This is a genomic window from Arhodomonas sp. KWT, assembly GCF_010993615.1.
Window position 1 is genome coordinate 1 of the sequence record NZ_WNXE01001143.1, and the last position, 512, is coordinate 512.

At 66.8% G+C, this 512-nt stretch carries 1 protein-coding gene; it reads right to left on the reverse strand.

What is annotated here, in order from left to right; translation table 11 throughout:
- A partial coding sequence (locus G7A99_RS24615) for a slipin family protein (RefSeq protein ID WP_163144704.1) occupies nt 1–512 on the reverse strand: 512 nt, incomplete at both ends.

Below are 512 nucleotides of genomic sequence, written 5' to 3' on the forward strand. Positions count from 1 at the left end.
CCGAAGACGCTGCGGAGTCCGTCCAGGGGGAGCGGGATCACCGTGCTCTGGCTCTGCGCCGAGATGTCCGAGAGCGTCTGGAGGTAGCGCAGCTGCAGGGCTTCCGGCTGGGTGGCGATGCGCGCCGCGGCGGCGACCAGCTGCTCGGCGGCCTGGTTCTCGCCCTCGGCGTTGATGATCTTCGCTCGCCGGTTGCGCTCCGCCTCGGCCTGCCGGGCGATGGCACGGATCATGGATTCGTCGATGTCCACGTGCTTGATCTCGACATTGGCAACCTTGATGCCCCAGGCGTCCGTCTGCTCGTCGAGGATCTCCTGGATGTCCGCGTTGAGCTTCTCGCGTTCGGCGAGCATCTCGTCGAGCTCGTGCTGGCCGAGTACCGAGCGCAGCGTGGTCTGGGCGAGCTGGCTGGTCGCGGCGAAGAAGTCCTCGACGTAGATCACCGCACGCTCCGGGTCGACCACCCGGAAGTAGAGTACGGCGTTGACCTTCACGGAGACGTTGTCCCGGGA